The sequence below is a fragment of the Candidatus Poriferisodalis sp. genome (assembly GCF_965215815.1).
In the GTDB taxonomy this organism is placed as follows: Bacteria; Actinomycetota; Acidimicrobiia; order Acidimicrobiales; family Poriferisodalaceae; genus Poriferisodalis.
Genome location: NZ_CBDCEO010000013.1, coordinates 2,164,795 through 2,187,408 on the forward strand (window position 1 = coordinate 2,164,795; position 22,614 = coordinate 2,187,408).

The window sequence follows — 22,614 nt, forward strand, 5'->3', positions numbered from 1 at the left end:
GCACACCCCAGGAGGCACCCGGTGACACGCGAGCGCTGGCAAACGGAGTTCGAGGCCACCGAGGTGCGAGAAGCCGACTTCGAGACGATGAGCGGCATCGAACTCGAGCCGCTCTACGGGCCGGTTGACGACGAACCCGATTCAGAAGTCGGCTGGCCTGGCCAATTCCCGTACACGCGCGGCGTGCATGCCAGCGGTTACCGCGGCCGGCTCTGGACGATGCGCATGTTCGCAGGCTTCGGCACTCCCGAAGACACCAACAAGCGTTTCGGTGAAATCCTGGCAGCAGGCGGCGGCGGACTGTCCACGGCATTCGACATGCCCACCCTCATGGGCCTCGACTCCGACGACGTGATGTCGCTGGGCGAGGTGGGCCGCTGCGGCGTCGCCGTCGACACCATCGACGACATGGCGACCCTTTACGACGGCATCGACCTCGAGGCGACCACCACGTCGATGACCATCAACGCACCGGCCGCCACCATCTGGGCGATGTTCGTGGCCAATGCCGAAGAACACGGCGCGCACCGCCGCAATCTCGGCGGGACGCTGCAGAACGACATCCTCAAGGAGTATCAAGCCCAGAAGGAATGGGTGTATCCGCCACGCCCGTCCATGCGACTCGTTGCCGACACCATCGAATTCGCCACCGAAGAGATGCCTCGGTGGAACTCTGTGTCGATCAGCGGCTATCACATTCGCGAAGCAGGCTCGACAGCCGCGCAAGAGCTGGCGTTCACGCTGGCCAATGGGTTCGCGTACGTTGAAGCGGCCGCCCAGCGGGGCCTGACCACCGACGAGTTCGCCCCGCGCCTCAGCTTCTTCTTCAACGCTCACATCGACTTCTTCGAGGAGATCGCCAAGTACCGGGCGGCCCGACGCATCTGGGCCCGCTGGATGCGCGACCGGTACGGCGCCCAGCACGAGCGGTCGATGATGCTGCGCTTTCACACTCAGACCGCTGGTGTGTCGCTCACGGCTCAGCAGCCGGAAATCAACATTGCCCGCACCGCCATCGAGGCGCTTGCAGGGGTTCTGGGCGGCACGCAGAGCCTGCACACCAACTCGATGGACGAAGCGATGGCGCTGCCGACCGACAAGGCGGCCCGCATCGCCTTGCGGACGCAGCAGATCATCGCCCATGAGACCGGGGCCGCCCACGTCATCGACCCTCTTGGCGGCAGCTGGTTCATCGAGGAGCTCACCGACCAGCTCGAAGCCGAGGCAGAGGAGATGTTTGCTCACATCTTGTCTGCTGGCGACGGCTCGATGCTCGAAGGAGCATTTCGCCTGATCGACGAGGGCTGGTATCAGTCCGGGATCGCGGACGCCGCCTATGACTTCGAGAAGAAGGTGAATGCGGGCCGCCGGGTTGTCGTTGGGGCGAGTGCTTTCACTGAGGGCAGCGAAGACGACGACATCGACCTGCTGAAGATCACCAACGTCGACGAGCAGCGACAGATCAAGCGGCTGCAGCAAGTTCGGGCCGATCGCAATCAAGCTGCCGTCGACGAGGCCCTGCAGGCGCTGCGCCGGGCCGCCGAAACTGACGCAAACCTCATGCCGCACCTCATCGACACGGTGCGAACGCGGGCCACAGTGGGCGAAGTGACCAATGCCCTTGCCGATGTCTTCGGTCGCTATCAGGAGCGGCCGTTCATCTGATCGGCGTCTTGCCTGGGGTGCGGCGAGAGGCATCGCAGATGTTGGTGGTGACCTGCGGTTGCGCCGCTTGTGCGAAGTGCAGGCCGTTCGGCAGCGGTGGGCTAGTGTCCCGTCATTCCTACCCGGAGGCCGGCACATTGACCAGACCGTCCGCGCCGGAGACAGCCTGCGTGCGCGCACGGACGGTGAGGACCCATCGCACCGGTCGGCTTGCGTGGAGCGCCGTCACGGTGCTGCTGATGGCAGTGGTTCTCGGGGCTTGTGGCGGCGGGACCGAGCAGACGCAGGTTGAACGCGAGGTTCAGGCCTACCTACAGAGCGTGGTGGCACCGGCGGCGATTGCCGACATCTCATGTCCAGCGGACGCGCCTATCAGGCCCGGTTCGACGTTCTTGTGCGACGGCAAGGTCGAGGGCGCGTTCTACGAGGCGCAAGTGACCATCATCGACGAGCAGGGCCGCCGCGAAGTCCGACCCAGACAGGCGGTGATGCAGGTGAACGCCACCGAAACCGCTCTTGGTGCCGAAGCGGCGACTGAGCTGGGATTCAGCGTTCAAGCGGACTGCGGCGATGACCAGTACCTCGTGGTCTCGGTCGGCCATACCTTCTTGTGCACGCTCGAGCGGACCGATACGGAGGCTGCTCAACACATCGAGGTCGAGGTCCAGAATGAGATCGGCACCATCGTGTGGAGACTGAAGGGCTAGTCGCTGCGGTATGCCACGAAATCGATACGACTCCGCAGGCAACTTGCGCCCGCTCCACCAACGCAGCCCCGGCGTGTGGTGGACAGCGGTCCTGGTCGTCGCGGCGATGCTGCTGACCGGGTTCGCAGCAATCGCCTCCGTGCTCTAGTCAGCCGCGCACATCCACAGACGCGGCGTCAGCCGCGCACATCTACAACAGTTCGGCCCTGCACCTCACCGCCCAGGATCTTCGGCCCGAGCGCCGCCAGGTCGCCGAGACCCACAGTCGTTGCCATGGACGCCAGCAGATCCCGGTCGACCAGCTCGTCCAGTCGCTCCCACGCCGCTGCGCGTGGTTCGAAGGGACACATGACCGAATCGATGCCAAGCAGGTTGACACCGCGCAGCAAGAACGGGATGACGGTCGTGTCCAGCCCATTGCCGCCGGCGAGGCCGCATGCTGCCACGCTTGACCCGTAGGACATCTGTGTCAGAACGTTCGCCAGCGTCGTCCCGCCGACGGCGTCCACGCAGCCGCCGAACCGCTCGCCTCCGAGCGGCCGCTGGGGCAGCTCTGACAGCTCCGCCCGGTCGATGATCTCGGTGGCACCAAGGCTTCGCAGGTAGTCGGCGGTCTGCGGCCGGCCGGTCGAGGCGGCGACTTGGTGGCCGGCGGCCGACAACAGGTGCACCGCAACGCTGCCGACCCCGCCGGCAGCGCCCGTCACGAGCACCGGACCCGATCCGATGCCGTGGTCCTCCAGCGCCTGGGCGGCCAGCATCGAGGTGAATCCGGCTGTGCCGATCGTCATGGCGTCGAAGGTCGACAGCCCTTCGGGCAGGCGGACCAGCCAGTCGGCATTGACGCGTGCGCGCTCCGCGTACCCGCCCCAATGCGTCTCGCCAACGCGCCAGCCGGTCAGCACGACGCGGTCGCCGGCAGCGAAACGGGCATCCTCGGACAATTCCACGACGCCGGCGAAGTCGATACCTGGCACATGGGGATAATTGCGAACCAGCCGGCCGATCCCTCCCAGGATCATCCCGTCCTTGTAGTTGAGGGTGCTGTATTCGACTGCGACCGTGACGTTGCCGTCCGGCAGTTGGCCGTCGTCGATCTGGGCCAGTTCGGCCGTAACTGCCTTCGATCCATTTGGGCGGTCCTGCTCTTTGAGCATCAATACGCGGAATGCCATGGAGGTCCCCTCGTCGACGTGGCGTCCTCGGAGTGAGAAGCCCAGCGAATCTGCGGGACATTACCGCCGGGGGTTCGGCGCCACCGTTCGAAGCCGGCCTCGTACTCGAACGGTGCCGTCAGTAGGCTGACCGCATGGCCCTGAGCGACACCATTCGCGAATCGATGATGGAGACGCGACGCGAGACCTTCGACGTCGCGCCGGCCGCGCTCTCCAAGGTGATCGAGCTACGCAACAGTGAGGTCGACGGCGACCAGTTGGCGCTTCGCATCGAGGTGACGGGCGCTCAAGGCGTCGACTACACCTACGACCTCGCCTTCGAGCTGCTGGCCGAGGCCGACGCTTCCGACGTGCCTTTCGCGGTTGGGAACGGTTTGACGGTGTTGATTCCCGATCGCGACGTTGTCAAGCTCGACGGCGCCTCGCTGGACCTGCCGTCCAACTCCAACCAGCCGGGCTTGGTGCTGCGCAACCCGAACCGTCCGGACCTCGGACCCAACGCTGCGCTCGACCTCGACGGCACCGTCGAAGACAACGTCCGCGAGGTGTTGACGAAGCGCATCAACCCCTCCATTGCGGCCCACGGCGGCTTCGCCGAACTGGTGACTGTCGAGGGGGACACGGTGGTTGTGAAGCTGGGAGGCGGCTGCCAGGGATGCGGCATGGCCAACGCCACCGTCACCGCCGGCATCGAGAAGACGCTGCGTGAGCTGATCCCCGACATCGAGCGGGTGGTCGACCTCACCGATCACGCTTCGGGCGAGAACCCCTACTTCACCTAGGCCTCCAAGAGCGGCCCTTCGAGCGCTGGAGGCAGGTGCTGTGGGCGTGATTCTCACCGATCAGGGCGAGATCGAAGCGCCGGCGCGCGCGATGGTCATCGTGGCGCATCCCGATGACATCGACTTCGGGATGGCAGGAACCGTGGCAGCGCTGACGGCCGTCGGATGTCACGTGGCCTACTGCCTGGCGACCAGTGGGGACGCTGGCGGTGACGATCTCGAACACACATCCGAAGAACTGGCAGCGCTGCGGCAGGCCGAGCAGACCGCTGCCGCTGCGCGTGTTGGCGTCAGCGAGCTCCATTGGCTGGGGCACCCCGACGGCATGGTGGTGGCCGACCTCGGACTGCGGCGCGACATCGCGCGGGTGATCCGCATAGTCCGGCCCGACGTCGTGATCTGCCAGACGACGATTCCGGACTGGGACCGTATCTACATCTCGCATCCGGACCATTTGGCGACCGCTACGGCGGCGCTGGCTGCGGTCTACCCCGATTCCCGTAACCCTCGCACGTTTCCCGAGTTGCTCGACGAAGGCCACCAGCCCCACACCGTGGAAGAGCTGTGGCTGATCGGCACTGAGCCCAATCGCTACATCGATATCACCGACACGTTCGACGCCAAGGTGGCAGCGCTGCGCGAGCATCGCAGCCAGACCGAGCACATGGAGAACCTCGACGGACGCCTGCGCGAGTGGAGCACCGAGACCGCTCGCTCCGGTGGGTTCGCGGACGGCCGTCTCGCCGAGGCGTTCAGGGTTGTTCCCGCCGCGTAGCACGGCGCGCGGCATGCTGCGTTCCGCTGAGCGAGATTCGGCGCAGTCGTCTGCCAACTGGGCAAGCACCGGCCGCATGCCGAACGAGACGCGTTTTCATGTGACATGCAGTCGCTACGTTCTGCGCCGTGGGCACTGCCGCTGACGATCCACCGACGCGCTGGCGACTTGAGCGCGCCGGGATCATCAACGTCTATCAGTACGGCGACGAGGTGCTCGACTTTGCCGGCGGTCGGCTGCTGCTGCGAGGCGTGAACGGCTCGGGCAAGTCGACCGCGATGAACATGCTGCTGCCGTTCCTGCTGACGGCTCGCCAGCGCAACATCGACGCTGCCCGCGATCAGAGCGGCTTGTTGGCGTCATGGATGCTCGGCGGACGCGACGACTCCCAGCCTGTGGGTTACCTGTGGATCGAGTTTCGGTGCGGCGACGCGTTCTTCGTCTGCGGCTGTGGCATCAAGGCGAACCGGGCGGCCAACAATGTCGTGACGTGGTGGTTCGCAACCTCGAAGCGCCCGGGCATCGACATCGATCTCGTCGTCGACGGTGTTCCGCTGTCAGCCGAGGTGCTGCGCGACAAGCTCGACGGCGACCCGGTGTTTGCCGAGCGCGATCGGCGGGAATACCGGCGCCACATTGAACAGCACCTGTTCGGCGGCGTCAGCCTGGACCAGCACATCCGGCTCCTCGACAAGGTCCGCAACCCGCGAGTCGGCGACCGGATTGATGTCGATCTGCCGCTCGATCTCGCCGATGCGCTGCCGCAGCTCTCTGAACAGGCACTCACCGACGCAGCGGCACCGCTCGACGACCTCGAAGATCACCGCCGCAACGTCGCCGAACTCGAACGGACGGTGTCCGCGGTCGGCGGGCTGCTCGATCGTTACCGCTCGTACTGCGCGAGCGACCTGCGCCAGCGAGCAGCGCAGGGGCGGCGCCAGCTCGACGAAGCCCAGCGCTTTCGTCGCGACGAGGCAGCTGCGCGCAAAGCCGTCGACGCCGCTGAAGTCGAGGTGGTGCGGTTTGAGGCCCAGATTGCAGACGAGCAGCGCGGCACCGAGCGGCTGCGCAGCCAGATCTCGGCGATCGAGGAGTCGAGTGCCTACCAGGAAGGGCGCCAGCTCGACGGCGTGCGCGATCTCGTCACCAATCTCAGTCGGCAGCATGGTGAAGCGCAACGCAGTTTCGAGGGTGCCGAGGAACGTGTGCGGCGCGCGGTTGAGGACCTCATCGGTGCCGTCGGCCGAAGCGAAGGCGATCTCAACAAACTGAACGGAGGACTCGCACAAGCCGAGAAGATCGCGGCCCGATGCGGCCTTGCCGAACGTCCGCCCACCGCGCTGGTCTTTGAGCGCCACCGGCTCGAAGACCTCGACATCGCCGTCCCTGAGTCGTTCGATGCCACCCCTGCCAAGCGTCGTCTTGATGCATCCGCGGCTGCGGCACAGCAGCGACGGCGTGACATCAAACAGGTCGCCGAAGCGCGCACACGGTGCGATCAGGCCGAAGGACAGTTCACCCGAGCAACCGACGCGCTTCAGGTTGCAGCCAATGCCAAGCAACGGGCCGTTGATCAGCATGCGCAGCGGCGGGCGGCGCTGGCGGCGGCCCAACGTGACTGGGCAACCCAAGTCGGGGTGTGGGCCTCGACGGCAGTGAAGTTCTGTGCGTCTGTCGGCTCGCCGTCCGATGTTGCCGCAAAGGCCTCAAGAAATGCTGAATTGCCGGGCGGCGACCAGATACCGTCAATCGCTGCTCTACGGGTGGGCCTGCTCGCCGAGTTCGACGCTGCCGTGGGGGCACAAACGGGCACGGTCGCGCAGACCCGTCGGGCTCTTGATGACAGTCGCGACGCGGTTCGCGACCAGCAAGCTGTGCTCGACAAGCTCTTGAGTCGAGCCGAGCCTGAACCGCCTCGGCTCGACTGGCAAGTTGTCGCCGATCACTGCTTCGCGGACCTTGTCGACTTCGCGCCCGAACTGGACGCTCCCGAACGCGCCAGCGTCGAGGCAGCGCTCGAGGCGGCGGGACTGCTCGCGGCCCGGGTGGCGGCCGACGATGTGCTGGAACTTGCCAGCGGAGAACTTGTCGTCGTTGCAGCCTCGCCTGTCGCACGCCCCCTGCGCCGCTTGCTGCGCCCGGCGGTTCCAGCAGCGCTCGCCGGGTCGATTGACGAAAGCGTTGTTGCGCGTCTGCTCGACTCGATCAGCTGCGATGTCAATGCCGAGGGCTTCACCGTCGCGGCTTCCGACGGGTCATTCCGATCAGGTCTGCTGCGTGGTCGGCACTCCAAGGAGCGCGCAGAGCTCATCGGTGCAGCAGCACGGCGAGATGCCTTGGAACGCGAACGTGCCGCAGCGCGGCTGGAACTGGAAACGCTGCAAGCCGAGGTGCAGCGTCTGGTTGACCTGAGCGATCGGCAGCAGGAATCACTCGATGACCTCCACCGCCACCGCGCGGCACTGCCGGACACGAGCGGCATCGAACATGCGGCTGGCGCTGCGGACACAGCAGCCAGCGAATTGGCGGCCGCCGAAGCCCGTCACGGCGATGCAGCACACGACGCGGCGCAAGCCGAGCGAGCCGTCAATGATGCTGACACTGCGCTGCGCCGAACCGCCACGACACTGTCGCTGCCGCGAGACCGTTCTGAGCTGGACAGCGTGGCTGCCGAAGTGGCCGAGTTCGACCGGCTGGTGTCATCCTGCGTCGCCGGACTCACGACGTTGCAACGTTCTGTTCAGGAATGCGAGCGCTATGCCACACAGAGCCGCAACGACATCACTCAGCGTGACGAGGCGAGCGCTCGACTCGCGCAAACCGAGTCAGAACGAGCCCGAGAGCAAGCCCGCCTGGACATGCTCGAACGAACTGTCGGCGCGGACTACGAACGGATTCGCCAAGAGCGTGACCGGCTCGCTGCCGACCTCGAGATGCTCGAACGCCGCCTTCCCACGACACGCGGGCGCAAAGAGAGCGCTGTTGAACGCAGGGCGCAGGCTCGGGCCGCCGCTGAAAGTGCGCAACGAGCGGCATCGGGGAGCGAGCGTTCGTGTGAGACCTGCCGGGTCGAGCTCGAAGATGTGCTCAGGGTGCCGGGCTACTTCGACGCACTCGTGAGCGATGAGGCGCCAGCACCGCCCGCAGCGGAGAGTGCCGGTTCAGCTGGGCTTGCGGCGTTGCTCGACGAACTCAGCCGATTCATGGCCGACGCGGACAGTGGGGACGGCGCCGACTCGGCGGTGAATGCCGACAGTGTCCGCCTGTCGCTGCAACAACGTCGCGACTCGCTCGGTGCGGGATGGGATGCCGTCGCACTCCAGCCCGATCCTGGCAGGCCGCTCTCCGTCGAGGTCACTGGGCCGTCGGGCACTGCAACTCTGCCTGCCGCACTGCGTGTTACGAGTGCTCAGCACCGCCAACTCGCTGGCCTGCTCGACCGCAAGCAGCAAGATGCACTGCGCGAACTTCTGCAAGGCCTGATCGCCAAGGAAATCGCAGAGAAGATGCACGGCGCGGGGCACCTGATCGAGCTCACGAACGAACGGCTCCGTTCGGTTGCCACCGCGCACCGAGTGGGTGTGCGGCTGCGATGGCGACGCTCGCCCGAGCTTGACGCCTCGACGAAGCGCATGGTCGAGCTGCTCGCCAAGCCGCCCGATCTGCGCACACCCGACGAGATCGCCGAAGTCCGCAACGCACTGTCTCAACGGCTCGACGCAGCCCGTGCCGATGAGCCCGACGTGTCCTACCGCCAGCTCATCGCAGAGACGCTCGACTACAAGACGTGGCACGAACTCGACGTGATGGTGACGCGCCCGGAAGCACCCGAGGGACGGCTCAGCCGCCGGACGCCGCTTTCGGAGGGCGAGAAGAAGCTCGTCACTTACTTGCCGCTGTTCGTGGCGGTGGCCGCGTCCTACGACGCGCTGGCGCAAGCAGGCGCTCAGGCGGGCGCTGGCGAAGCGGGAATCGCACGGTTTGTGCTGCTCGACGATGCCTTCGCCAAGGTCTCTGCGGACAATCACGCCGCACTGTTCGGACTGCTCGTGTCGTTGGATCTCGATTTCATCGCCACCAGCGAACGATTGTGGGGCGACCATCGCACCGTGCCCGAGCTGTCCATCGTCGAGATCGTGCGCGACGCCGGCTTGAAGTCGATTCTGCTAGATCGCTATAGCTGGCAGGGCGACACGCTCGAACGCGTCGTCACGTCATGAGCGAGGCTGCCGCGGGGTCAGGCGAAGTTGCGCCGGCGGTCAGCAGCGAGCCCGACGCGCAGCGCGTCCGCCAACTGTTCCGATACCTCGGCGGCGAGGAGTGGGCTGAGTACCGCGCCATTCTCGCCGTCTTCGTGGACACCTTCTTCACCGAGTTCAGTCCCGAAGAGGTGCAAGCCCGCCTTGTGGGTGTGCATCTGAGTGCCGAGGTGGTGCGGGACCGTCTCGACAGCCTGCGGCGCTGGGGCAATCTGACGGTTTCCACCGATGCAGGCAATCCGACGAGCTTGGAGGACTACAACCGCAGGCGCCACCGCTACCTCATCACCCGTGCAGGTCAGCAGGTCTTCGATCTCGTCGAGCGCATGCTTGCAAGCATCGACGAGGTTGCTGACCCCCAAGCAGGCCGGCTGAGCGATCTGAGGGGCCACCTGCAACTGCTTGCCGACCACGCTCTTGGCGGCTTTCGCGATCTCGGCCGGGACGACACAACCGCTGCGGTGCGCGCTGTGTTCGACATCCATGAGCGATTCGCCGAGGAGCTGACTGGATTCTTCAGGCAGCTCGCCCAATGGCAGAGCCGCTACGACCTGAACGCCGACGAGGTGCAATTGCTCGCAGGCGTCATCGTCGGCTACGTCAGCGAGCAGCTCGCCCAGATTGAGCGACTGCAGCGGCCGATCTCACGCTGTTTGGAGCAGATAATGCCGCACCTCGACGCACTGCTCTCGTCGATCGACGCGGGCCTTGCGGAGCGCGTCGGCGAAGCCGGTCTCGCCGATAAGTTCTCGGCCCGTCGCCTTCGCGGTTCGGAACGCGACGACTGGTACTTGCTGAGCCGCTGGTTCAGCGATGCACCAGCGCGTCCATCTCGCCTGAGCCAGCTCACCGACCAAGCCCTGGCGGCGGTGCGAACCCTGACCTCCAACCTCAGCCGGCTCTCGCGCCTGGGCACAGCGACGACATCGCGACGCGCCGACTTCCTGCGACTGGCGGCGTTCTTCGAAGCGGCGACGACACCGCATGAGGCTCACGATGTGGCTTCTGCGGCGCTAGGGCTCGGGTCGTGCCGTCACGCCGGAACGCTTGCCGCTGACGCCGACGATCCCGCACCCACCACCACACCGTGGGCGAGCGCCCCACGGGCGCAGGTGCCGATCTCGCTGCGCGAACGAGGCGAACGGACTCAGCGGGGCAACACGACGCCGATGCGCGACCGCAGCAGCGAGCATCGGATCATTCGGGAGCGACTCGACCGAGAGCGCGTCGAGCGGAATGCGACGGCACGCGAGTTGTTGTCCAAGGCCGATGCCGCGGGCCGGATCGACGGGGTATCGCTGTCGACTGCTGCTTTCAGTTTGCTCCGGGAACTCATCGGCCTGTGCGGGCACCAAACGGCCGGCAGCACCGGCGCCCGAGTGGCGGAATCCGCAGGCGTTTGCTGCGAATTGCGGCGCGACGAGCATGCGCAGACGACGGTCAGTTGCCCCGAAGGACGGCTCTGGCTGCATGGCTTGACGATCTCGGTCGCGGACACCGCCGGTGGGCGGCGAGTGTCCGAGCCGGCGCTGGTGGCGACAGCGGCCGAGCCGACGGAGACGGCGGCATGAGGCACTCCTCCGATGCCGACGAGCTCGCAGCGGACCTCCGCGAGGCAGCGCGGTGCCTGGTTGTGCGTCCGCTGATTGCGGCCGAACACCTCCCGGATGAGTTCGCTCTGATACGGCGTCACCGCCAACAACTCGATCAGTGGTTCACTCAGCGCTTCGGTTACCGGCTGCAGGTGACTGCGGACACCGCCCGACTGTCCAAGACGACCGCAACAGTGCGACGTCGCCCGCTCCGCACAGCAACTGCGCAACGACGTCCCTTCGGTATTTCGGAGTACCTGATGCTGGCGCTTGTTCTGGCAGCAGTGGTGTCAGGTCCCAGCGTGATCAGCTTGCGCGATCTGGTGCAAGAGCTTCAGGGCGCTGCCTCAGAGGCGGGTGTGACTATCGGGAGCGAGCCGTCGGACCGGCGGGCACTCGTGACGGCGTTGCGCTGGATGATCGCCCACGGTCTTGCGACCGAGCTTCATGAACGCATCGACGAGTACGCACATGACGCCGAGGCCGACGCGGTGCTGGCGATTCGGCCCGACCGGGTGGCGATGCTGCCGCTGCCGGTCTTGGCTCGCGCCCAGACCGCCGAGCAGCTCTTCGAGCGTTCCGACAGCCGCAATTCGGCCCGGGCCTGGATGCGTGCCCGGATTCTTGAGGAACCCGTCGTGTACCGCGGCGACTTCGATGCCGACGAGTGGACTGAGTTGCGGCGACGCCTCAGTGAGGAGTCCGGCTTCTTCGACGAGATGTTCGGGCTGCACATCGAGGCTCGTGCCGAGGGTGTCATGGCCGTCGATCCCGTCGGCGAGCTCACCGATGTGCGGTTCCCGCTGACCGGCACTGTCGGCCACACGGCGTTGCTGCTCGCCGACCGGCTGTCACAGCGCGGCGACGTGCCGGTGGGCCGTGACGTCGTGGTCGGGATCGTCGCGGATCTGGCCGCCGAGCATCGTTCGTACTGGTCCCAGCTCGCCGACAGTCCCGAGCGACTGGCCGGCGAAGCCCTCGAATTGCTCGCCGACCACCGGCTCGTCGATCTGGTCGGCGACGAGATCGTCGTGCTGCCCGCAGCGGCGCGGTACGTCCTCGACGTCTCGCATGAAGAGGTATCGATGCTGTGAGCGAACCTCCCGTTCCGGAGTCTGATGACCCTGAGGGTTCGCAGGCAGTGGCGGCTGGCGTCGAAGCCGTGAGTCATCGGTCGGTTCCGGCGTCCTTGGCCGATCCCGGCCTCGCTACGTTGTGGGGAGCGGTTCGACAACGGCATGACCGCTGCGACGGGGCCATGCCCGGCACGATCCGGATGCCCGTCATTGAGCCGCGCTGCGAGCCGGCAGTGGCTGCGCTCATCGGCCGCTCGCCGACATCGCGGCTCGATGTTTCCGAACTCGAAGCAGGCTTGGTTCGACTGGGACTCGGTCATGACCTTGACTCGGCGTTGACACTCCTCGGCTGCCCGCCTGATCCTGCCAAGCGCAAACGGAGCGAAGCCCGGGCGCGGGCGCGACAGGCTCGACAAGCATTGGAATCGGCACTGGAGAGATGGCCAGAGACGTGGGCCGCTCACTGGGGCCAAGACATGCTCAGGTCCGGGTTGCTCAGCGGCCTCGACGGGGGCGAGGTCGCAGCTCTGCTGGGAAATGTGCGCCGGCTCATCGACGCTCGCGCTGATCCGCTGGCGCGGACTGCCTCGCGCACGGAGTTGGCGGCACAGCTGTTCGGCTCGGCTCACTCGCTCGACAGGCAGACGAAGCTCGCTGCGGCTGCTGAGCGAGCGCTGAGACATGTGGTCGGGCTCAGCGAAAGCGCTGTCGAAGGCCGAGCACTGTGGGAGGCGGCAGGAATAGCCGCGGACTCGGTCTCCGCTCCGGCGCTCACATGGGGCTTGAGACCGCTCGGTGCGTCGCCGCTGGCGTCAATGCTCGGTTGCGCCGCCGATGCCGGCCTGCCCATGCACGTGAGCTTGCGGGCACTGCGCCAGCATCAGGTCGAGGTTGCGCCGGGCACGCCAATCCTGGTCGTGGAGAACCCGAGCGTCGTCGAGAGCGCCGCCGACGCGTCTGCCGTCTTCGGCCTCGTGTGCACCAACGGCAACCCGACATCCACGGTGACCGAACTCATCGACCAGCTTGCTGCGAGCGGCGCTGATCTGCGCTATCACGGCGACTTCGACGCAGCAGGCATCGCCATCTGCTGGCGCATGCGCGACCGCGGGTGCACGCCGTGGATGATGTCGGCCGCCGATTACCGCCATGCCGTGCAACGCGCCGCAGCACAGGGCGTTCCGTTGCCACACGACAGCGCGGCCGCCGGGCCAACACCGTGGGACCCCACGCTCGAGGCTGAATTCGACGGAGGCCGTCGCATCGTGCATGAGGAGTTTGTGGCCGCGGAATTCCTGCGCGAATTCGGCAGGTATGCGGCCGCAAGGCTCGGCCGGCAGTCGAATGAAATTCGCTGAGGGATCGTGCCGGATTCCCCACGGCCGGTGAACGCTCGGCCGCAGTCGGTTGATGTCGTGTTCGAGCCTGCGAAAGGAGTCCAGAGTCCGTAGAGCTGAATCGGTGACGTGTGTATAATAACACACATGCGTTTACACATACAGCTCGAGGACGAAATCGTCGCTGATATCGACCGGCGGGCTGGCCCAAGGCGCCGCAGCGCATTCATTACCGCGCTCATCCGGCGAGGGCTTGACGATGAGCACCGCTGGGACGAGATCGAGGCATCGTTGGGCTCGATCTCTGACTCGGGGCACGAGTGGGACGACGGTCCCGCCGCATGGGTGCGCGCCCAGCGGCATCGCGATGCGCGACGGTCTGGCTGAGCGTGTCCCGCCTGCTGTTGGACTCGACAGTCCTGATCGACGCTCTGCGAGGCCGCCCCGCCGCTGAGCGCCTCCGAGGCCTTCGGCGAGTCGGCGTGGAGCCGTGGGTGTCTGCGGTATCGGTAGAGGAGATCTGGCGTGGTCTCCAGCCTGAGGAGGAGCCGCTGGCACGCCGTCTAGTCGGAGCGCTGCGCTTGGCATCGTTGGGCGCCGCCGAAGGCCAGCGGGCCGGTCGGTGGCGCCGCGAGTTCGCGTCACGTGGGATCACGCTGCACCAGGCCGATTGCCTCATCGCATCCGCAGCAGTCGGCGTTGGTGCCGCACTCGCCACAGCTAACGTCTCGGACTTTCCGATGCCCGAACTCGAAGTTCAGCACTGGGAGGCCAGCTAGCAGGGTGCAAGAAGCAGTCTGTCTTGAGCAGCTCACAAGACTGTTGATCAGCGGCTTTGTACCGGCAGAAGCGCGTATCAGGCACCGCTTCAACAGCCGGCTGGTGCCGTGTTAAGCAAGATTCGCGTACGTGGTGAATCGGCGTGCTCTCGATGCTCAGCCATCATGTCGAAGTGCTGGGAGCCGTTTCCGCGCAAGCGCAGCGCAGCGGTGAGACGGTGCAGTCGCTCGTCACTCGGCTCCAGGACTGGCTTCCGAGCCTGCTGACGGTTGGGAGCCCCTGAGGCGCCAGTCTCGCGCCCGGTCAGCTTCGGGCGACGGTGACGCTTCGATGTACTCACCGTCGTCGTGCGGGTAGGCGTGGTGGCCCGCGCAGTCGGCGCACCAGCCCCACCCCTCATGGGCTTCAGGGGCGTGGTGGTCCAGCACACTTTCGATGGCGCTTACCTCGTGTTCGACTGACATCTCGCCGCCGTCGCATTCGTAGTCGCGTGTTAGGTCGCACATGTATGCGGCAGCGATAAGCGACCCGTTCGAGATGTCGTCTCCTGTCAAGCGAGCGGCTTGGTTCCGGTAGATGCCGCTGCCAACCAGAGTCTTCTTGTTGCTGCGGTCACAGACGGCGAGCCACAGCAACGCCCGTTTCAGCTCGTCATGAGGCCACCCAGCGGCTGCCGTCACAGGAAGCTGCTTGTTCTTCGGATCGATGCCGCTTCGCCCCAGGCCTGGGCGAACAGCCAGCACTTCTTCCAGCCGCGCTGCTGGGGCCGCGCCAGTCGGGCAAGACGAGGCTGGCCAGGCAGGTCACCAATGGCGGCGTGTTCTTGAGTCTCGACAATCCCGACACGCTCCAAGCTGCTCTTGGTGACCCCGTCGGGTTCGTCTGGGACCGTCCGAGGCCCGTTGTTATCGAAGATGTGCATCGCGACACGGCGTTCGGCAGCTCGCAGACCACTGCTGACTACATCAGGTACCTGGAGATGGTGTATCTGACGGTGTTGCTTCCGGCGTGGTCGACGAGCGCGGCCACCCGTGTCAAGCGGCGGTCCAAGCTGCACATGGCCGACTCAGGATTGGCCGCGACGCTGTTGGGGGCAACCCCTGACTCGCTGGCCGATCCCACAGAGCCGTTGCGCGGACCGCTGTATGAGACGTTCGTCGCCAACGAGGTCCGCAAGCAACTGTCGTTCGGGGGCTCGGGTGCGGCGCTGCATCACTTCCGGGATCGTCGCCAACGTGAGGTGGACCTGATTGTTCGGCTGGCCAACGGGAAGCTCATCTGCATCGAGGTCACCGCTGCGATGCGCGCCCACGACCGCAAGGCAGAAACGCTCGGCTGGCTCCGCGACACCATCGGAGACCGTTTCGAGCTCGGCATCGTCCTCTACGCCGGTGAGCAACCACTGCGACTCGGGCCCCGCATCATGGCACTGCCGATCTCGTACCTGTGGGAGATGTGATCTGCCGATCCGGGCTTGCGCTGGCTTGGCGAGCCCTGAGAGCGGGATGGCGGCTCAGTCGACGCGTGCAGGCGAGCGGACTTGCGGCCGTTTGATGAAGTCGACGTTGAGCACGAACCCGAGAGCCCGGGCGGCGCGTTGCAGTGTCGTGAGCGTTGCAGCGACCACGCCGGCTTCGATGCGAGCCACCTGCGCTTGGCTGGTATGCATGCGCAGTGCCAAGGCCCGTTGGCTGAGACCGGCAGTCTCACGAAGGCCCCGGATGGCGTCGCCGATCTGAAAGGCCAGTTCAACCGCTTCTCGTCCCTCGTCATACTCGGCGCGTTCATCGGCGCCCATTTCTCCTAGCCGGCGCTCGGCGATTTCGTCGATGGTCGGGCGCTTCACGGTGACTCCTCACTATCGGACTGAATACTGCGGCGCACTTCTTCGGCCGCCCGTCGCAGTTCGTGTTGTTCTCGTCGTCGCTGCTTGCGGAACACCGTGAGCAGCACAATTCGCTGCGCTGGAGCGAAGCGGAATGTGACACGTCAGGCCACGCTCCTGAGATTGAATCGCAGCTCGAAGAGACCATCCCCCAGAGATCGGGTTGCGGGCGGGCGCAATTGGCTTCCCTTCTCTGCTAGCCGCATGATGTGGGCCTGCGCGGCCGCAAATTCCTTCGGAGGCAGCGAGTCCAGCCAACGTTCAACCTCCGGTTCGACCTCGACTGCCCACATGACACCAAAAAAGATATCACGCCCTTGTCAAAACTGGCCAAAGGCGGTCCTGAGCCGCCCGAAACAGCACCGCCGGTCATGGTCGCCACATGGCGCTGATGGGCAGTGCCCACAGGCGGTCGTCGATGCGGAACGGCAGCCGGTCTGCTTACAGCACCGCCCCAAGATGAAAGGCGTCGCCGAGCTGATCTCGCAGCCACCGCAAGCCCTTCGCGTCATCGCGGCCGACGCTGGTAGCGGATTTCACCTCCAGTCCCACGATCCGCCCCTGCTGTTCCAGCACGAAGCCGACTTCGTGGCCTGACCTGTCGCAGAAGTGGAGCATCTCGGTGGTGTCGGATGCAGCCTCGACGTGGGGTGCGAGTTCGGTGGCTACGAACGTCTCGAAGAGCTGTCCGACCATCGTCGCGTCGCGAGCCATCGCACGCTCATCGGTTCGTACCAGGAAGGCGGCGAAGCCAGGATCGACGACATGCACTTTGAGTGACCGCGTCAACCGGTAGAGGCACCACCCGACCCCTTGGAACTAGTCGCTTAGGCCTCCAAGAGCGGCCCTTCGAGCGCTGGAGGCAGGTGCTGTGGGCGTGATTCTCACCGATCAAGGCGAGATCGAAGCGCCGGCGCGCGCGATGGTCATCGTGGCGCATCCCGATGACATCGACTTCGGGATGGCAGGAACTGTGGCAGCGCTGACGGCCGCCGGATGTCACGTGGCCTACTGCCTGGCGACCAGTGGCGAGGCCGGCGACGACGATCTCTCCCATACGTCCGAGGAGCTGGCGGAATTGCGGCAGGCCGAACAGACGGCGGCCGCGGGAAGAGTCGGTGTCAGCGAGTTGCACTGGCTCGGCCACCCTGACGGAATGGTGGTGGCCGACCTGGGCCTGCGCCGCGACATTGCCCGGGTCATCCGCATGTCCCGACCCGACGTGGTGCTCTGCCAGACGACGATCCCCAACTGGGACCACATCTACATCTCCCATCCCGACCACATGGCCACGGCCACGGCTGCGTTGGCAGCCGTCTACCCCGATGCTCGTAATCCCCGTGCCTTCCCTGAACTTCTCGACGAGGGCCACAAGCCCTACAGCGTCAGCGAGATATGGCTGACCGGCACCGAGCCGAACCGCTACATCGACATCACCGACACGTTCGACGCCAAGATTGCAGCGCTGCGCGAACACCACAGCCAGCTGGCCCCGTTCGATGGGCTCGCCGACCGAGTTCGGGAATGGTGCACCAGGACTGCGCAAGCCGCCGGATTGGCGGACGGCCGTCTCGCCGAGGCCTACCGCGTCGTCCCTGCCGGCTAGGCGACAAGGGCACCCAACGACGTAGGCTCCTGCGCTGGCCGGTGTGCGCCGGACCGGGGCCGTGGGGGCCGCTCGAGGGCCCAAGACGACGGTCGATGGGAGACGGAATCATGGGACGAGGGATCATTGCGTACGGGGCGTATGTGCCGTACTGGCGGCTGGACCGCTCCAAGATCACTGCGGTAATGGGCTCGGGAGGCGGCAGGGGGCACCGTGCGGCGGCCAGCTACGACGAAGACACCACGACGATGGGTGTCGAAGCGGCGCGCAATGCACTGCGGGGCAGCGAGCTCGTGCCCGACTCGGTGCTGTTCTCGACGGCGAATCCTGCCTACATGGACAAGACGAACGCTGCGGCAATCCACGCGGCGCTCGATCTGCCCCAGTCATCGTGGGCGGTGGACGTCGGCGGAGCGCCGCGGTCATCGGAGGCCGCCTGGGCGCTCGCCGCAGCGAATCGGGGCACCAACCTGGCCGTCGCCTCTGACCTGCGCACTGGTCGTCCCACCAGCGGCGACGAGGCCACCGGAGGCGACGGCGCGGCTGCGTACGTCTTCGGCGATGACTCGGTTTCGCCGGTGCTGTGCGAATGGCTCGGGGGAGCGGTCGCCACAGCGGAGTTCACCGACCGTTACCGGCAGCCGGGCGATGCGTTCTCGCGCATCTGGGAGGAACGATTCGGCGAGCAAGTGTATCTGCCGCTCGCAAACGACGCCATCGAGCGTGCGCTGGGCGACGCGAGCGTCAGTCTCGATGACATCGACAAGATCGCGATCGTCGGCCTGCACGCGCGGGCGGTGCGCAGCCTGTCACGGGTCGCGGGCGACAATCTGGTCCCCGACTTGACAGGCGAGATCGGCAACACCGGAACCGCTCACCCGGCGATCGTGCTGGCATCAATTCTGGACGAGGCCGAGCCCAACGAAACGATCCTGCTGGTCCATCTGGCCGACGGCGCCACGGTCGATGTGCTGCGCACGACGGACGCCATCGCTGACCACACGCCGTTTGCCTCGGTGCGTTCTCAGATCAATCGCGGCAACGACGCGCTCGATTACAACAAGTACCTGACATGGCGCGGCTTCCTCGACCGCGAGCCTCCCCGCCGTCCAGACCCTGAACGCCCGGGCGCGCCGCCTGCGTTCCGTTCCGAGGACTGGAAGTACGCCTTCGTCGGCTCCCGTGACCGAAGCTCGGGTGCGATCCACATGCCGCCGATGCGCGTGTCGATGGACGGTGGGGCCGTGGACGACATGGAGCGCATCCGCATGGCGGATATTCCCGCCACGATCGCCACGTTCACCGTCGACCGGCTGGCCTTCTCGCTTTCTCCGCCGGTCGTGGCGGTCGTCATCGACTACGACGGCGGCGGTCGTTTCCAGGCCGAGATGACCGACGTCAGTCCGGACGATGTGAGGATCGGTGACCGGGTCGAGATGACGTTCCGGCGCCTCTACAGCGCCGAGGGCATTCACAACTACTTCTGGAAGGCTCGCCCAGCCGCCTCCTGACGCAGCATGCTCGTGCTTTGAGAGCAGCAGGCAAATGCAGTCTGCGAGAGCAGCAGCGAGCAAGCACTGTGCCCCAGCGGCCATAATGTCTCTGGGAGATCTGGCACCTGCGTACTCAGCGGCGTACCGACAGAGCACCGACCGGTCCATCACCCAACACCCAAACCAGCACAAGGCAGGCACACATGAGTTCACATGGCATTCGCGACCAGGTCGCGATCGTCGGAATGGGATGCACCAAATTCGGCGAGCACTGGGACCGCAGCGTCGATGACATGCTCACCGACGCCGCGCACGAGGCGTACGCATCCGCGGGCGTCGTACAGGACGACGTTGACGCCTTCTGGCTCGGCACGATGGGCTCGGGAGTCTCCGGCCTGACACTGTCCAAGCCGCTGCAGCTCGACTACAAGCCGGTCACCCGGCTCGAGAACATGTGCGCCACCGGCTCGGAAGCATTCCGCAACGCTGCGTACGCAGTCGCATCGGGCGCCTACGACATGGTGATGGCCATCGGCGTCGAGAAGCTGAAGGACTCCGGTTACTCCGGCCTGACCGGCGCTCGCCCGCCCAGCGACGGCACCGACTCGTCGATCACCGCTCCGGCGACGTTCAGCCTGCTGGCACCGGCATACGCCCACAAGTACGGGCTCGATTCCGACACCATGAAGGAAGTTCTTACCCGCATCGCCTGGAAGAACCACCGCAACGGAGCGCTGAACCCCCGGGCTCAGTTCCGCAAGGAAGTCGCCAAGGAGACCATCGCCGGCTCGCCGCTGATCGCTGGTCCACTTGGCATCTTCGACTGCTCCGGCGTGAGCGACGGCTCGGCCGCTGCGATCCTGGTTCGGACAGAGGACGCCCACAAGTACTGCGACAACCCGCTGTACATCAAGGCGCTCAGCTTCGCCTCAGGTCCTGCGACCGGGGCGCTCGACAGCACGTATGACTACACCACGTTCCGCGAGGTGGAGGTATCGGCAGCCGAGGCCTACAAGCAGGCCGGCATCACGGATCCTCGCTCGCAGATCGCGATGGCCGAGGTGCATGACTGCTTCACGCCAACCGAACTCGTCCTGATGGAGGATCTCGGGTTCGCCGAGCGTGGCCTGGGCTGGAAGGAAGCCATGGCCGGCACGTTCGACCTCGACGGCGACCTTCCGGTCAACCCCGACGGCGGCCTGAAGAGCTTCGGCCACCCGATTGGTGCATCCGGCCTGCGGATGCTCTTCGAGTGCTGGCTGCAGCTTCGTGGTCAGGCACCGCCTGAGCGGCAGATCTCCTCGGTCACCGAGCAGGGCAAGACGCTGGGCCTCACGCACAACCTCGGCGGCCAGCCGGGCGCATGCGTGAGCTTCGTCTCGGTCGTAGGTTCCGAGCTCGGCTGAGCCAAGCACACAACCGAATTCGCTGAACGGCCCGGGGGCACTTGCTCCCGGGCCGTTTCGCGCTTGCGGTTCTTAGGCCGTGATGCGGGCGAGGGTCTTGCGGACTGCGGCGGCTATGCCGACTGCGTCGAGGCCGAGCTCGGCGTGCAGTTCTGCGGCGGTTCCGTGGGGGAGGTAGGCGTCGGGGGTGCCGAGCTGGCTGACGCGCGGCGCTGTCGGCACATCAAGTTGCTGCAGTGCGTCGTTGACGAGGCTGCCGAAGCCGCCCACTCGTACGCCGTCCTCGACGGTAACTACGAGCGGGTGCGTGGCGGCGTCGAGCACCATCGCTCGATCGAGCGGTTTCAGCACCCTGGGGTCCCATAGCGAGACGTCCACTCCTTCGGCGCTGAGGAGCGCGGCAGCTTCGGTTGCGGCGGCGAGTGTCTGGCCCGCGGCCAGGATGCAGGCGTCGGGGCCGCAGCGGTGTTGGCGGGCTTGCATCCGCATGCCGCTTGCCATTGTGGCTGTGTGTTCGGCGGGCTGCGTCACTGGGCCTTTGCCGCGTGGCCAGCGGATCGCTACTGGTCCGTCGGTGATCTCCAAGGCTTGCGCGAATGCCACAGGCAGTTCGTCGGGTGACGATGGAGCGAACACCGTCATGCCGGGTATGCGCGTGAACATGGCGATGTCGTACAGCCCGTGATGCGAGGCGCCATCGGGTCCGGTGATGCCGGCCCGATCGACGCAGAGGATGACCGGCATGCGATGGAGGCCGATGTCGTACAGCGCCTGGTCAAAGGCTCGTGCCAGGAACGTCGAATACACCGCCACAACAGGCCGTAGCCCGGCGCGCGCCATGCCCGCAGCTGAGGTCAACGCATGCTGCTCGGCGATGCCGACGTCGTAGAAGCGTTCAGGAAACTCTCGCTGGAAGGGCAGCAACCCCGTGGAGCCGCCCATGGCAGCCGTGATAGCGACGATGTCGCGGTTGCGTCGTGCTGCTGCGATGAGCGTTTCAGTGAAGACAGCGGTGTAATCGCGCAGAGCCGGCTCCGAAGATGCAGGTAGCTGGGACTTCGCAGCCGCCTGCGAGTCGGCATCTGCATCAGGCTCGGCCTGCGCCACCATGTTCGCCTCTAACTGCGAGGCGCCCGTGCTGAGCGCCGGCGCACCACCAGTGGCGGGATCGAACAAGCCGATGTCGTGCAGGTGCTTTTCGGTGTCGTGTTCGGCGGGGGCGTAGCCGCGCCCTTTCTGCGTGACGACATGGACGACGATGGGGCCGTCGGTATAGGCCGTAGCGTCGCGGAACGCCGATTCCATGGCCGCGATGTCGTGCCCGTCGACCGGGCCGAGATAGCGGACTCCGAGCGTCTCAAAGAACGCCGGTGGCTCCCACATCTCGCGCATCGCGGCGGCAGCGCTGTCGATCCCCCGTCGCACGCCGTCGCCCAGCGGCACGCGATCGAGCAGTTGCTCCATCGCTCGACGGCCCTGCACGTAGTGCGGCGACTGTCGCAGTCGAGACATCGCGGCCGAAAGCCGGCTGACAGTCGGGGCGTACGAGCGGCCGTTGTCGTTGAGCACGATAAGCGCCCGCTGGGCGTAGTGGCCGAGGTTGTTCAGCGCCTCGAAGGCCATTCCGCCGGTCATGGAGCCGTCGCCGATGACGGCGACGACGCGTCGGTGCTCGTGACCTGTCATCTGGAAGCCGACGGCGAGGCCGGACGCCCAGCTCAGCGAGGTCGAAGCATGGCTGTTCTCGACGAAGTCGTGGGGGGACTCGCTCGCGCTGGGGTATCCCGACAGACCGTGCCGCTGGCGGAGCCGTTCGAAGCCTTCCCGCCGGCCGGTGATGAGCTTGTGCACATAGGCCTGATGGCCGGTGTCCCAGATGATGACGTCACGGGGTGACTCGAAGACGCGATGCAGTGCCACGCTGAGTTCGACCGCGCCGAGATTCGATCCGAGATGCCCGCCGGTCCGCGAGACGGCTTGCACGACGAAGTGCCGGATCTCCGCGCAGAGCTCATCGAGCTGTGCAGGGCTGAGCGCTCGCAGGTCAGCCGGACTGGTGAGCTTGGCGAGGTGCAT

At 66.1% G+C, this 22,614-nt stretch carries 21 protein-coding genes; 15 read left to right on the forward strand and 6 right to left on the reverse strand.

The genetic code is table 11. The annotated features are described in order from the left end of the window. Positions 1-21 precede the first annotated feature (21 nt). The 3 genes from ACOOHB_RS19760 (at position 22) to ACOOHB_RS19770 (ending at position 2,520) form a co-directional block, all read left to right on the forward strand. Positions 22-1,665 carry an acyl-CoA mutase large subunit family protein gene (locus ACOOHB_RS19760; protein ID WP_420446493.1) on the forward strand — a complete coding sequence of 548 codons (1,644 nt, stop codon included), beginning with the start codon at positions 22-24 and terminating at the stop codon, positions 1,663-1,665. Positions 1,666-1,835: 170 nt separating this feature from the next. Continuing rightward, on the forward strand, positions 1,836-2,372 hold the full coding sequence (locus tag ACOOHB_RS19765; RefSeq protein ID WP_420446494.1) for a DUF4333 domain-containing protein: 537 nt from the start codon (positions 1,836-1,838) through the stop codon (positions 2,370-2,372). A 10-nt stretch (positions 2,373-2,382) separates the two neighbouring features. Then, positions 2,383-2,520: a hypothetical protein gene (locus ACOOHB_RS19770; protein WP_420446495.1), complete on the forward strand. Its 138-nt coding sequence runs from the start codon at positions 2,383-2,385 to the stop codon at positions 2,518-2,520. Positions 2,521-2,548: 28 nt separating this feature from the next. Here ACOOHB_RS19770 and ACOOHB_RS19775 read toward each other — a convergent pair whose 3' ends face one another. Beyond that, positions 2,549-3,547: an MDR family oxidoreductase gene (locus ACOOHB_RS19775; protein ID WP_420446496.1), complete on the reverse strand. Its 999-nt coding sequence runs from the start codon at positions 3,545-3,547 to the stop codon at positions 2,549-2,551. A 134-nt stretch (positions 3,548-3,681) separates the two neighbouring features. On the opposite strand from ACOOHB_RS19775, the gene ACOOHB_RS19780 reads away from it, so the two are divergent. The 8 genes from ACOOHB_RS19780 (at position 3,682) to ACOOHB_RS19815 (ending at position 14,147) form a co-directional block, all read left to right on the forward strand. Continuing rightward, complete coding sequence (locus ACOOHB_RS19780; RefSeq protein ID WP_420446497.1) at positions 3,682-4,329, forward strand: NifU family protein; 648 nt, start codon at positions 3,682-3,684, stop codon at positions 4,327-4,329. A 46-nt stretch (positions 4,330-4,375) separates the two neighbouring features. Continuing rightward, the gene (locus ACOOHB_RS19785) at positions 4,376-5,104 is read left to right on the forward strand and encodes a PIG-L deacetylase family protein (RefSeq protein WP_420446498.1); all 729 of its coding nucleotides are present in this window, start codon (positions 4,376-4,378) and stop codon (positions 5,102-5,104) included. Between the two features lie 128 nt (positions 5,105-5,232). Continuing rightward, positions 5,233-9,324, forward strand: a complete 4,092-nt coding sequence (locus tag ACOOHB_RS19790; RefSeq protein WP_420446499.1) for a TIGR02680 family protein — start codon at positions 5,233-5,235, stop codon at positions 9,322-9,324. Next, positions 9,321-10,934: a TIGR02677 family protein gene (locus ACOOHB_RS19795; protein WP_420446500.1), complete on the forward strand. Its 1,614-nt coding sequence runs from the start codon at positions 9,321-9,323 to the stop codon at positions 10,932-10,934. Before ACOOHB_RS19790 ends, ACOOHB_RS19795 begins: the two co-directional genes overlap by 4 nt. Beyond that, positions 10,931-12,049: a TIGR02678 family protein gene (locus ACOOHB_RS19800; RefSeq protein WP_420446501.1), complete on the forward strand. Its 1,119-nt coding sequence runs from the start codon at positions 10,931-10,933 to the stop codon at positions 12,047-12,049. Before ACOOHB_RS19795 ends, ACOOHB_RS19800 begins: the two co-directional genes overlap by 4 nt. Next, the gene (locus tag ACOOHB_RS19805) at positions 12,046-13,389 is read left to right on the forward strand and encodes a DUF2399 domain-containing protein (RefSeq protein ID WP_420446502.1); all 1,344 of its coding nucleotides are present in this window, start codon (positions 12,046-12,048) and stop codon (positions 13,387-13,389) included. Before ACOOHB_RS19800 ends, ACOOHB_RS19805 begins: the two co-directional genes overlap by 4 nt. Positions 13,390-13,515: 126 nt before the next feature. Next, the gene (locus ACOOHB_RS19810; RefSeq protein WP_420446503.1) at positions 13,516-13,755 is read left to right on the forward strand and encodes a hypothetical protein; all 240 of its coding nucleotides are present in this window, start codon (positions 13,516-13,518) and stop codon (positions 13,753-13,755) included. 2 nt (positions 13,756-13,757) lie between these two features. Next, positions 13,758-14,147 carry a PIN domain-containing protein gene (locus ACOOHB_RS19815; RefSeq protein ID WP_420446504.1) on the forward strand — a complete coding sequence of 130 codons (390 nt, stop codon included), beginning with the start codon at positions 13,758-13,760 and terminating at the stop codon, positions 14,145-14,147. A gap of 231 nt (positions 14,148-14,378) precedes the next feature. Here ACOOHB_RS19815 and ACOOHB_RS19820 read toward each other — a convergent pair whose 3' ends face one another. Next, entirely contained in the window at positions 14,379-14,828 is a 450-nt protein-coding gene (locus ACOOHB_RS19820; protein WP_420446505.1) for a hypothetical protein, read from the reverse strand. Between the two features lie 137 nt (positions 14,829-14,965). Between ACOOHB_RS19820 and ACOOHB_RS19825 the strand changes: the two genes are divergently transcribed. Continuing rightward, positions 14,966-15,607 carry an ATP-binding protein gene (locus ACOOHB_RS19825; protein ID WP_420446506.1) on the forward strand — a complete coding sequence of 214 codons (642 nt, stop codon included), beginning with the start codon at positions 14,966-14,968 and terminating at the stop codon, positions 15,605-15,607. 54 nt (positions 15,608-15,661) lie between these two features. Here the strand turns inward: ACOOHB_RS19825 and ACOOHB_RS19830 are convergent, their stop codons facing one another. The 3 genes from ACOOHB_RS19830 to ACOOHB_RS19840 form a co-directional block, all read right to left on the reverse strand. Beyond that, positions 15,662-15,994, reverse strand: coding sequence for a helix-turn-helix domain-containing protein (locus ACOOHB_RS19830; protein ID WP_420446507.1), 333 nt, complete (start codon positions 15,992-15,994; stop codon positions 15,662-15,664). A 143-nt stretch (positions 15,995-16,137) separates the two neighbouring features. Further along, positions 16,138-16,326: a type II toxin-antitoxin system RelE/ParE family toxin gene (locus ACOOHB_RS19835; protein ID WP_420446508.1), complete on the reverse strand. Its 189-nt coding sequence runs from the start codon at positions 16,324-16,326 to the stop codon at positions 16,138-16,140. Positions 16,327-16,474: 148 nt separating this feature from the next. Then, positions 16,475-16,822 (reverse strand): DUF4143 domain-containing protein, encoded by a 348-nt coding sequence (locus tag ACOOHB_RS19840; RefSeq protein WP_420446509.1) that lies wholly within the window; start codon positions 16,820-16,822, stop codon positions 16,475-16,477. Between the two features lie 88 nt (positions 16,823-16,910). On the opposite strand from ACOOHB_RS19840, the gene ACOOHB_RS19845 reads away from it, so the two are divergent. The 3 genes from ACOOHB_RS19845 to ACOOHB_RS19855 all read left to right on the forward strand — a co-directional run bounded on the left by ACOOHB_RS19845 (position 16,911) and on the right by ACOOHB_RS19855 (position 20,538). Continuing rightward, positions 16,911-17,639 carry a PIG-L deacetylase family protein gene (locus ACOOHB_RS19845; RefSeq protein ID WP_420446510.1) on the forward strand — a complete coding sequence of 243 codons (729 nt, stop codon included), beginning with the start codon at positions 16,911-16,913 and terminating at the stop codon, positions 17,637-17,639. Between the two features lie 110 nt (positions 17,640-17,749). Beyond that, a complete protein-coding gene (locus ACOOHB_RS19850; protein ID WP_420446511.1) occupies positions 17,750-19,150 on the forward strand; it encodes an OB-fold domain-containing protein in 1,401 nt (466 codons plus the stop codon). Positions 19,151-19,335: 185 nt separating this feature from the next. Next, positions 19,336-20,538 (forward strand): acetyl-CoA acetyltransferase, encoded by a 1,203-nt coding sequence (locus tag ACOOHB_RS19855; protein WP_420446512.1) that lies wholly within the window; start codon positions 19,336-19,338, stop codon positions 20,536-20,538. A gap of 72 nt (positions 20,539-20,610) precedes the next feature. Here ACOOHB_RS19855 and ACOOHB_RS19860 read toward each other — a convergent pair whose 3' ends face one another. Further along, positions 20,611-22,614 carry a 1-deoxy-D-xylulose-5-phosphate synthase gene (locus ACOOHB_RS19860; RefSeq protein ID WP_420446513.1) on the reverse strand — a complete coding sequence of 668 codons (2,004 nt, stop codon included), beginning with the start codon at positions 22,612-22,614 and terminating at the stop codon, positions 20,611-20,613.